Genomic DNA, 10,597 nt, shown 5'->3' on the forward strand with positions numbered 1-10,597 from the left:
TTATGTTAAATATTATTTTTCTTTTTCTCAGTTTTTTCCATCCTTACTATGTAAGTGTTACAGAAGTTAATCATAATGTAAAAAATAAAACTTTAGAAATAAGTGTTAAGATATTTTTTGATGATTTAGAACAGGCTATTGAAAAAGAAAACAGTGCTTCGTTTTACATTACAAAACCATCAGATAAAGTTAAAAACAATTTTTTAATAGAAAATTATATAAAAAAACACCTTCAAATTACTGTTAATAAAAAACAGTTACCTTTAAAATATATAGGCTATGAAATTCAACAGGATGCTGCATGGTGTTATTTAGAAATAGCTAAAGTTACCAAAGTGAACCAAATTACTATAAATAACAACGTACTTTATAATTTGCATAAAGAACAAATAAATATGCTAAACGTTACTGTTAACAATACAAGAAAAAGTTTTAAACTAGATGCTCCAAAAAGTTCCACAACTTTTGATTTTTAATGAAATCCAACTCACTACTATTTATTAGCTAACATTTTAAATATCAAGATCTAAGAAAAATAAAATTAAGTTATTTTTCAAATCATCGGTTTTGGCACACAATTAGCCAATACCTACTTCATCAAACAAAAAATATAATCATGAAAAAATTATTACTATTAACATTATTTGCAGTTAGCGTATCGCTAAGCGGAATGGCACAATCATCTTACAAAAATTCAATAGGTTTGGGTCTTGATTTTGGAAACGGAGCTACATTAGCCGGTCCATCATTTAAACATTTTTTTAACGCAAATTCAGCTGGTCAAGCTGAGTTATTATTTGGAGGTAACACAACTAGATTACAAGCATTTTATCAGTATCATCAATCTATAAAAGGCGCTCAAGGTTTAAACTGGTACATAGGTGGTGGACCAGGTTTTGACTTTCATGATCATGGTAGAAATAACGATCATACCAGCTTTTTATTGATACCTATGGCAGGTTTAGATTTTAAAATTCCAGGGGCACCAATTGCAATGAATTTTGATTGGAGACCAACAGCATTTATCGGAGATCACAGTCATTTTGAAGGCGGAAGATTTGGTTTCGGTTTTAGATTCGCTTTTTAATAACAAAAAATTATCATTAAAAATCCCCTTGCTCAATAATTTGAGAAGGGGATTTTTGTGTAATGATAATTTTGATGCTAATCTGTATTTCTAATTCTTAGAAAGGATGAATACATAAACTCTGCTCTATATTTTAATTTATTTGCTTTGTTCTCTTCATATTTCAATATTTCATATTCATCAAAAACTGTTTTAGATTCTAAATAATCCAAACTGAGTTTTCCATAAGTATCTTGTCTAAAATTTAGATGTAATTCTTCTATCGACTCTAAAACGTTTCCTGTTTGAACAAAATAACTAGGTTTTCCTACTTTAACGCCTTTAAGTTTTTGACTCAGCGGTTTAACCAATTCATAATTTAAACTAATCAAATTATAAGTCAAACTATCAACTAACTACTCTCCTTGGAACCCCTTTTCTGAATTAAACGATATCAAATACAAATTATCTTTCAAACTTAATTGATATTTATAATTACCGGATTTATTTAAAAATTTGTAGTTATCTAATTCAAAAATCCCTATCAGTTTACCAGTAAATGCAAGATTCTTTAATAGATTCCCAAAGTCATATTTCTTAAAAAACACATCGTCATAAAAGTGTTCTCCAACTAAATCTTCAAACTTATAATTTTTATTGTGTAAACCTTCTAATTGAAACTTTCCTGTTTGATTAATTTTAACTGTTATTTCGCTATTATTTTTTAAAGATTCAACAAATATATTGCAATTAACAAAATCCTTATGGAGATTCTTATTTGTTGCAGTTTTCATTTTTTCTATAATAATTTCTGCAAAACCCTCAGGAAAAACCCTTACCTCTCTTAGCGGAATAGGAGTTTGGGCTTTAATATTTGAATAAAAATTCAAAGCGAGTAAAAATAAAATAATATTTTTCAAATTCAAAGTATTATAAGTGAAATTTAAAACAGTAAAACTTCTTGAGTTAACAAGAAGTCTTACTTGTTATTCTAACTTAATTCAAACCAATCCCATCTACCATCTTCGTTTGATTTGCAATCACTATTGTACTTTCTTAAAATTCTGAACCCAAAAATAACAGTGCCTTTCTTGACATTCTTTTAAAATTCATTTTGACTAATTATAAATTTTGCTACTCATAATGCTTTTCGCCGCCTCGTGTAATGTTTTTTCAAAGTGTCACTACAATAGAACACTAGACTTATGTATCCGATCAGGTAAATCTGAAATAAATATCATAATTAAATTTAGAATTAAACAATAAACTGAAAAAATAAATAAAATAAATACTAAATTAATTTATTAAATTTAAATCTTCAAAATATGACAATTTAATACTTTTTAAGAAAAAATTATTATATTTCAGTACCTTTATCTCATAATTAGATTTTAATTGAAATAAATATATTCCATAATTAATTCATGATTTAATGTTTTTATAAATTTATTAGGTAGACGATTAAAGTTTCAAATCCCTAAAATAGAACAATACCTATTTAAAGCATTTAACTCTTCTTGGGCAACAAATAAATGAAAATCTTCTTTTCTTTGATCAACCTGAGCATTTTCTAAAGATTGGTAATATCGCATTCTATTTTCTACATCTCCTTTAATATTAGCAATCACATATCCATTTTTTAGTAAAATTAAATTCATTATCAGCCTTGATGTTCTACCGTTTCCGTCAATAAAAGGATGAACTGTAACTAATCTCTCGCTTAATTCTGCGGCCAAAACCACGGGATGGAAATGATTTTTATTTGCTTCATACCAAAAAAACAAATCTTCCATTTGCTTTTTAATGATGTATGGTTGTGGCGGCAAGTGCCTGCTTCCTTTTATCATCACTTGTACATCCCTGTATTTTCCTGCATTTTTTGCATCAATACCTTTAAGAATGAGCGTATGTAATTGTAATAAATCTCTTTCAGAAAAATCACTATCCTTATTTATCAACTCTTTTAAATATTCTATTGCCTCTTTATGATTAATAGCTTCTAAATGCTCTCTCATACTTTTACCAGATATTGTAATACCTTCATTAACTACTAAATCTGTTTCTTTAAGTGTTAAAGTATTTCCTTCAATACGGTTACTCTCAAAAGTATATTCTAACTCTAATGCTTGTGCTATCCTGTAACTATCTAAATCTCTATGGTTAGCTAACTTATTTTTTATTTTATCTATCTCGTTCAAAACTAATATTAAGTCATCCTCCATCTTTTTTAAATCAGATTTCGTATAATACTTAACCTTATCTTCCGCAAGAGAAAGAACCTCTAAAGCAAAATTGCCATATCCAATATTTTCAACTATTTGGTTACTGAGCCAATCAACCAATAAATCGTGTGCATCAAGCTCTAAAAGATTAGAAAGTTTTATAATTTGTTCTCTAGTAGGTTTTCTTGCACCACTTTCAAATTTACTAACCAAAGATGCATCAACATTTAATGCCGACGCAATTTCTCTTATTTTTAAACCTTTTTCTAATCTAGCACTTTTAAACTTAGCTTTCATAATACATGACAAATAAATACATGACAAATATAGTCATTTTTTTATAATAATTATAATCTCTAAAAAAACCAAATTCCACAAAAAAACCCTTCCCGAAATTATCGAAAAGGGCTTTATAATATTTTTAAAAAATCTATCAGACTTTGATTTCAACTTCAACACCTGAAGGTAATTCCAATTTCATTAAAGCGTCAACAGTTTTAGCTGATGCACTGTAAATGTCTAACAATCTTTTGTAAGAGCATAATTGAAATTGCTCTCTTGCTTTTTTGTTAACGTGTGGAGAACGTAATACAGTGTAAATTTTCTTCTCTGTTGGAAGAGGAATTGGACCACTAACTACTGCACCCGTAGGTTTAACAGTTTTTACAATTTTCTCAGCAGATTTATCTACCAAGTTGTAATCGTAAGATTTTAATTTAATTCTAATTCTTTGGCTCATTTTATTTGTTTTGTGTTTCGTCGTTAGAGCTATTTGTAACGGGAAACGGGTTTATTTTTATTTTGATGATTTCTCAGATTTTAGGATTACACAGATTTATCTAAAACTCGGTCTGTGTAATCCCTAAATCGGTGTAATCAAATATTATGCGTTTGCTTTTGCTCCTTTAACTTTGGCAACTACTTCTTCTTGTACTCCTTTTGGAGCTGGTTCGTAGTGGTCAAACTCCATTGTAGAAGTTGCTCTACCAGAAGTAATAGTACGTAATTGAGTTACATATCCAAACATTTCAGAAAGTGGTACTAAAGCTTTGATTACTTGAGCACCTGCTCTTGTATCCATACCTTGTAGTTGACCTCTTCTTCTGTTTAAATCTCCCATTACATCACCCATGTTTTCTTCTGGAGTTAAAACTTCAATTTTCATGATAGGCTCCATTAAAACTGGCTTACATTTAGGCAATGCCTCGCGGAAAGCCATTCTTGCTGCTAATTCAAAAGATAAAGCATCTGAATCGACAGCGTGGAATGAACCATCAATTAAACGAACTTTCATACCAACTACTGGGTAGCCAGCTAAAACACCGTTTGATAAAGAGTTTTCGAATCCTTTTTGTACAGATGGAATAAATTCGCGAGGAATAGAACCACCAGAAATTTCGTTAACAAACTCAAGGCCTAGTTTACCTTCTTCAGATGGAGAAATAATAACCTGAATATCAGCAAATTTACCACGTCCACCAGATTGTTTCTTATAAACTTCACGGTGTTGCGCTTCGCCAGTAATAGCCTCTTTGTAAGCAACTTGTGGTGCTCCTTGGTTAACCTCTACTTTAAATTCACGTTTTAAACGATCCATTAAAATATCTAAGTGAAGCTCGCCCATACCTTGAATAATGGTTTGACCAGAATCTTCATCAGTATGAACTTTGAAAGTTGGATCTTCTTCAGCTAGTTTACCTAAACCAATACCTAATTTATCAGCATCAGCTTGAGTTTTAGGCTCAATAGCTAAACCAATAACTGGATCGGGGAAATCCATAGATTCCAATACGATTGGATTCTTCTCTACGCAAAGTGTATCTCCTGTTTTAATATCCTTAAAACCAACAATTGCAGCAATATCTCCAGCTCCTACATTAGGAATTGGGTTTTGCTTGTTAGCATGCATTTGGAAAATACGAGAAATACGCTCTTTGTTTCCTGAACGAGCATTGAATATATAAGAACCTGCTTCTAAGTTTCCAGAGTAAACTCTGATAAAACAAAGACGACCTACGAAAGGATCTGTTGCAATTTTAAAAGCTAAAGCTGCAAAAGGCTCTTGTTCTGATGGCTGGCGAGTAATCGCTTCACCTGTATCTGGGTGCGTTCCTGTAATAGCTTCAACATCCATTGGAGATGGCAATAATTCCATCACATAATCCAACATAGTTTGAACACCTTTGTTTTTGAAAGATGAACCACAAACCATAGGAACAATTTTAGCATCTAACGTAGCTTTACGTAATGCATCTAAAACCTCACGTTCTGTTATCGTTTCTGGAGCATCAAAGAATTTTTCCATCAAAGATTCGTCGTATTCTGCAACAGCCTCCAATAATTTCTCTCTCCACTCAGTAGCTTCTTCAATTACATCTTCTGGTATTGGAACCTCAGTAAAAGTCATCCCTTTATCTGCTTCATTCCAAACAATACCTCTCCAGTTAATTAAATCAACAACACCTTTAAATCCATCTTCTGCTCCAATTGGAACTTGTAATGGAACAGCGTTAGAACCTAGCATATCTTTAACCTGCTTAACAACTTTTAAGAAGTCAGCACCAGCTCTATCCATTTTATTAACAAATCCTAAACGTGGTACGTTATAGTTATTAGCTAATCTCCAGTTAGTTTCTGATTGAGGTTCAACACCATCAACAGCAGAAAACAAGAACACTAATCCGTCTAACACACGTAAAGATCTGTTTACTTCAACCGTAAAATCTACGTGACCCGGAGTATCAATAACATTTACATGATAATCTTGACCTCTGTACTTCCAAGTAACAGTAGTTGCTGCAGAAGTGATTGTAATTCCTCTTTCCGCTTCTTGTGCCATCCAATCCATTGTAGAAGCACCATCGTGTACTTCACCAATTTTATGGTTTACACCTGCGTAATAAAGAATACGCTCTGTCGTAGTTGTTTTACCCGCATCAATGTGGGCAGCAATTCCGATATTTCTTGTGAATTTTAAATCTCTTGACATTATAAATGATTTATGGGATTTTTAAATGAATACACCGATTTTAGCTTTATGGGAAAAAATCGGTGTATCAAATTAATCTGTATAATCTGTGTTCTAGAATCTAAAATGAGAGAAAGCTTTGTTAGCCTCTGCCATTTTATGGGTATCTTCTTTTTTCTTAACAGCAGCACCTTCGCCTTTAGCAGCAGATATAATTTCTCCAGCTAATTTCTCAGTCATGGTTTTTTCACCACGTTTTCTGCTAAAGCTAATCAACCATTTCATACCTAAAGCAACTTTACGCTCTGGTCTTACTTCTGTTGGAACTTGAAAGTTTGCACCACCAACACGTCTTGATTTTACTTCAACAGCTGGGCTAATATTAGCTAATGCTTTTTTCCATTGTTCTAAACCGTTTTCACTAGTTTTAGTTTCTACAATTTCAATAGCTCCGTAAAAAATGTCATAAGCGATAGATTTTTTTCCATCGTACATCATATTATTTACAAACCTGGTAACCGTAACGTCGTTAAACTTTGGGTCAGGCAGGATGATTCTCTTTTTTGGTTTCGATTTTCTCATTGTCTTGTCCTCCGTTTAATTATTTCTTTTTACCTTTTGCTGGTGCAGCTGCTACTTGTCCTGGTTTTGGTTTTTTAGTACCGTATTTAGAACGACGTTGATTTCTACCTGCAACACCTGCTGTATCTAATGCTCCACGAACGATGTGGTAACGTACTCCAGGTAAATCTTTTACTCTTCCACCACGTACCAAAACAATAGAGTGTTCTTGTAAGTTGTGACCTTCCCCAGGAATGTAAGCATTAATCTCTTTTCCGTTTGTTAAACGTACACGAGCAACTTTACGCATTGCTGAGTTTGGTTTTTTAGGGGTAGTTGTATATACTCTTGTACATACGCCTCTTCGCTGTGGACAGCTGTCCAACGCTGGGGATTTACTCTTATCCACCAGAGCTACTCTACCTTTCCTAACTAATTGTTGAATGGTTGGCATTAAGCTTTGTTTAAATTTGTTTTTTAAAAATTATTTAATCTTCTGTCTCAGAGCATTTAATACTCCTTAATAAAAGGACTGCAAAAGTAGAGTTTTATTTTTTGATTATCAATAGATTGAGAGCTTTTTTTTAAGTTTTATGTTTAGAAGCTGGAAGTGTGCTTTATACACACTAAATTTTGAATTTTGATTGATGAACTTATACGCATAAAAGTGCTTGCAATTACAATCTTAATGTTTTACTAAAAGATGAATCAATCCTATTTGTACTGCTATTCTGAAAACTAGCAATTCTTGTTTAAGCGATTTAGTAAAAACCCAACCTCTCCTATTAAAATCAGTAAAAACACGGATACACTTTAAAAGTATATTTTGCTCATTTGTATGGTAGCTTTTTATTCATATCAAGAGAAACTGTTGATAGAAAATTACTTCGCTAAATCAAACCATAGCTATAAATACCAAAGAAATTAACAACAAACCATTAACATCATGAAAAAAACCATCCTTATACTATTAGCCATACTTTATGTTGGTTTAGCATTTGCCCAAGAAGAGGAAAAGAAAAAAAGTAAGTTTAAGCTAAAAATGCCTGAACTAAAAATTGGAGAAAAGCTTGGGAATTTAGCGGGGAATTTAATGACCTCCACAACAAAAGATCTAAATACTGCTGTTGCAAAATCATCCATCACATCTGGACTTTACCCGCCAGAAATTAATACCTCTGAGGCAAAATATTTCCCAAAAGGAACTATTGAAGGCGATTATATGGTTGCTGTAACTTTTATGAAAGGCGAAGGAATGGGAATGTATAAAATTGATGGGACGGTAACCTGTGAAGGCGAAGAAATGGAATATGTTGGTCTTGGTTCTTACTTAAAAACTTATAGAACCCCATTTAAAGCAGCCAAAACCATCAACATAAAAACTGTAACTGGCGATGAGGCAAGCTTTTCACTTAAACCTATTGTTGGGGTAGAAATTGTATCTGTTAACGGAGAGAATTCTCTTCCTGTTTTAGATTTAGCTGAAGATATTAAGTTAACTTATAGAAATCCGATAGGCTCAAAAGGTACTCGTATTAGAATATCATTAATTACAGATGTTGCCGGAGCAAGGGCTTTAAACCACTTTGCAAGTTTTGATGCCAGGAATGATGGCGAAGTAACCGTTACTATTCCAAAAGAATCTTTAAGCAACCCAGAAATTGTTGGTAGCATAAAAGGAGTTGGCAATTTTAACAAAGGTGAAAACTTTTTAATTGTTGAGCGTGAATTTATTACGGAAAGAGATAAAATGGATGCGTCACAAAGAATCGGAAAATTACAAACTGCAGAAATTAAAGCTACTTCTTATGCAGCTATGCCTGTTATTATAAAGGGCAAACAAGATGAGAGCGTTTATGCCTCTATAAGAGTAAATCAAAAAGAAAGCAATGGTATTGGGTATACGTTTTATAAGCCTAATGCTAATTATGGAATTCCTTTATCTAAGGGTTCTAAATTTGGCTTAGCTTCTTTTACACTTGAAGGAAAAACTTACAAAACGGAAACAGAAAAAAGTGAAAGATACGGATATGGAAATACAAGAATTATTACTACCACAACTACTACTTACAAATTCCCTCAATTGCCAGCAACACAATGGCAATCTGTAATGGAAAAAGTTTATACTGGTTTGGTTAAGTTTATGAAAACGGAATACAATATAGACTTTGTACCGGTTGATAAAATTACAAGTAACAGTAATTATGCTATACTTTACCCGGCCGCAATAGATAATACCGAAAAAATTATCAAAACCAGTTACAAGGGAACCCAAAGAACAGATGCAAAGTCTTTAGGCGAAATTTTAGGCAGTGTAAGCAGTAACTTTACTTCAGATAATGCTATGGTAAATTTAATGAAAGAAGCTGATGTTGATGGCTTAGTGAGTATGCGTCTGAACTTTCAAGTTGCTGGAAACAGTGATGGAAAAGTAGTATTAATTCCTTCTTTAACAATTAATATCACCGGACGAGATGAAACTAACAATAACAAACAAGGCACTTATGCAAGCGCTTACATTGTAAACACTACAGGCAATCCTTTTAATGGAGACTTAATTAAAACAAACCCAACTGCATTGGCAAAAGCATGTTCTACAGATGAAATGATTAAAGCGCTTACGGATGGGATTCGGCTTTTAAGAACTAAAGAAGTAGCTTTAGGTTATGATAAAATTTGGAATATAGGGCAATAAGTTATTTTTTTAAGGCGATTAGGGTTCAGCAAAAACATGTTGAACCCTTTTTGTATGATTTTTTGAATATGATAATATCCGAATTTATGCTTTTTTAACAAATTCAGATTTCAAATGCATTGCACCAAAACCATCAATTTTACAAGAAATATTATGATCACCGGTGGTTAAACGAATGTTTTTCACCTTAATACCAGCTTTTATCGGCTTTGGAGCACCTTTTACAGGCAAATCTTTAATTACAATTACAGCATCCCCGTCAAGTAATTCGTTTCCATTAGCATCTAATACTTTATCATTCAAAGTTACTTCAACCGTATCTTTTTCTGGAGTCTATTCGTGAAAACACTGAGAACATACTTGATGATCTTGATCTTCGTAGGTAAATTCTGAATTGCACATTGGACAATTGATGGAATGGCTCATTTTATATTATAATTATAAGGGCAAAGATAAAATTTTGAAAGAAATGATTATGGTTTATTATTTGTGAAGATCTTTTGCAGCTTTTAACAATTTTACGCCATTAATATAAAGCAGCTAGTCTATCAAACTAAAAACAAATACAAGTAAAAAACATTTTCTTTAAAATCAAACTCAACATCAAATTTTTCTGATTTTAAAATATCTTTTTTTATAGCTTCGCAACCCCATTCCAGCTTTAACTGGTAAGATATATCTATTTTTCCTTTCACAAAATCTGGATTTAGATTTGAATCAAGATCGACTAAATTTACGATTGGCCCTCCACCGTCTGACCTATTTAAATTTGCTAGTAATTGTGCTATTTGCTTATTTACACCAGAAGATTGAATGATATACTTATAAAAAAAATCATCAGTGCTTCCTTTGAAATTCACTAATTTATCATAATCAGCCTTTAAGAAGCTAACGCCGCCTTTAATTATTTTAGTTTTCATATTTTTAATATTATAGAGATTTAAATCTTCAAAAAACATACCTTTAAACAGGTTGATAAACATACAATTCATAGAAGAAAAAAAATATTTATAAATTTACATAACTGTCCGAACAAATAATATACAAAAAAGGCCTGTATAATTCTAATTTTGAGTTGCGAAACC

Annotated in this window: 13 protein-coding genes; 3 read left to right on the forward strand and 10 right to left on the reverse strand. The window is 32.0% G+C overall.

The features are described from left to right. The first annotated feature begins 2 nt into the window (after window positions 1-2). Window positions 3-476: a DUF6702 family protein gene (locus ACFSSE_RS05775; RefSeq protein ID WP_379046619.1), complete on the forward strand. Its 474-nt coding sequence runs from the start codon at window positions 3-5 to the stop codon at window positions 474-476. A gap of 140 nt (window positions 477-616) precedes the next feature. After that, window positions 617-1,087: a hypothetical protein gene (locus ACFSSE_RS05780; RefSeq protein ID WP_379046616.1), complete on the forward strand. Its 471-nt coding sequence runs from the start codon at window positions 617-619 to the stop codon at window positions 1,085-1,087. A 77-nt stretch (window positions 1,088-1,164) separates the two neighbouring features. Here the strand turns inward: ACFSSE_RS05780 and ACFSSE_RS05785 are convergent, their stop codons facing one another. The 7 genes from ACFSSE_RS05785 to rpsL form a co-directional block, all read right to left on the reverse strand. Beyond that, window positions 1,165-1,458, reverse strand: a complete 294-nt coding sequence (locus ACFSSE_RS05785) for a hypothetical protein (protein ID WP_379046613.1) — start codon at window positions 1,456-1,458, stop codon at window positions 1,165-1,167. Window positions 1,459-1,482: 24 nt separating this feature from the next. Then, window positions 1,483-1,986, reverse strand: a complete 504-nt coding sequence (locus tag ACFSSE_RS05790; protein ID WP_379046610.1) for a hypothetical protein — start codon at window positions 1,984-1,986, stop codon at window positions 1,483-1,485. 549 nt (window positions 1,987-2,535) lie between these two features. After that, on the reverse strand, window positions 2,536-3,585 hold the full coding sequence (locus tag ACFSSE_RS05795; protein WP_379046607.1) for a Fic family protein: 1,050 nt from the start codon (window positions 3,583-3,585) through the stop codon (window positions 2,536-2,538). Between the two features lie 136 nt (window positions 3,586-3,721). Next, entirely contained in the window at window positions 3,722-4,027 is a 306-nt protein-coding gene (rpsJ, locus tag ACFSSE_RS05800; RefSeq protein ID WP_013633190.1) for a 30S ribosomal protein S10, read from the reverse strand. Between the two features lie 144 nt (window positions 4,028-4,171). Further along, window positions 4,172-6,277: an elongation factor G gene (gene fusA, locus ACFSSE_RS05805; RefSeq protein WP_379046604.1), complete on the reverse strand. Its 2,106-nt coding sequence runs from the start codon at window positions 6,275-6,277 to the stop codon at window positions 4,172-4,174. Window positions 6,278-6,370: 93 nt separating this feature from the next. Beyond that, on the reverse strand, window positions 6,371-6,838 hold the full coding sequence (gene rpsG, locus ACFSSE_RS05810) for a 30S ribosomal protein S7 (protein ID WP_379046602.1): 468 nt from the start codon (window positions 6,836-6,838) through the stop codon (window positions 6,371-6,373). A 19-nt stretch (window positions 6,839-6,857) separates the two neighbouring features. Then, window positions 6,858-7,271 carry a 30S ribosomal protein S12 gene (gene rpsL / locus ACFSSE_RS05815; protein WP_294896797.1) on the reverse strand — a complete coding sequence of 138 codons (414 nt, stop codon included), beginning with the start codon at window positions 7,269-7,271 and terminating at the stop codon, window positions 6,858-6,860. A 492-nt stretch (window positions 7,272-7,763) separates the two neighbouring features. Between rpsL and ACFSSE_RS05820 the strand changes: the two genes are divergently transcribed. Next, window positions 7,764-9,512 (forward strand): hypothetical protein, encoded by a 1,749-nt coding sequence (locus ACFSSE_RS05820; RefSeq protein ID WP_379046599.1) that lies wholly within the window; start codon window positions 7,764-7,766, stop codon window positions 9,510-9,512. An 84-nt stretch (window positions 9,513-9,596) separates the two neighbouring features. On the opposite strand, the gene ACFSSE_RS18005 is transcribed toward ACFSSE_RS05820, so the two are convergent. The 3 genes from ACFSSE_RS18005 to ACFSSE_RS05830 form a co-directional block, all read right to left on the reverse strand. Beyond that, a complete protein-coding gene (locus ACFSSE_RS18005; protein WP_449304941.1) occupies window positions 9,597-9,815 on the reverse strand; it encodes a zinc ribbon domain-containing protein YjdM in 219 nt (72 codons plus the stop codon). A 30-nt stretch (window positions 9,816-9,845) separates the two neighbouring features. Beyond that, a complete protein-coding gene (locus ACFSSE_RS18010; protein WP_449304942.1) occupies window positions 9,846-9,938 on the reverse strand; it encodes a hypothetical protein in 93 nt (30 codons plus the stop codon). A gap of 122 nt (window positions 9,939-10,060) precedes the next feature. Further along, complete coding sequence (locus ACFSSE_RS05830) at window positions 10,061-10,432, reverse strand: hypothetical protein (RefSeq protein ID WP_379100786.1); 372 nt, start codon at window positions 10,430-10,432, stop codon at window positions 10,061-10,063. Window positions 10,433-10,597: the final 165 nt, after the last annotated feature.

The sequence above is a fragment of the Pedobacter alpinus genome (assembly GCF_042684645.1).
In the GTDB taxonomy this organism is placed as follows: domain Bacteria; phylum Bacteroidota; class Bacteroidia; order Sphingobacteriales; family Sphingobacteriaceae; genus Pseudopedobacter; species Pseudopedobacter alpinus.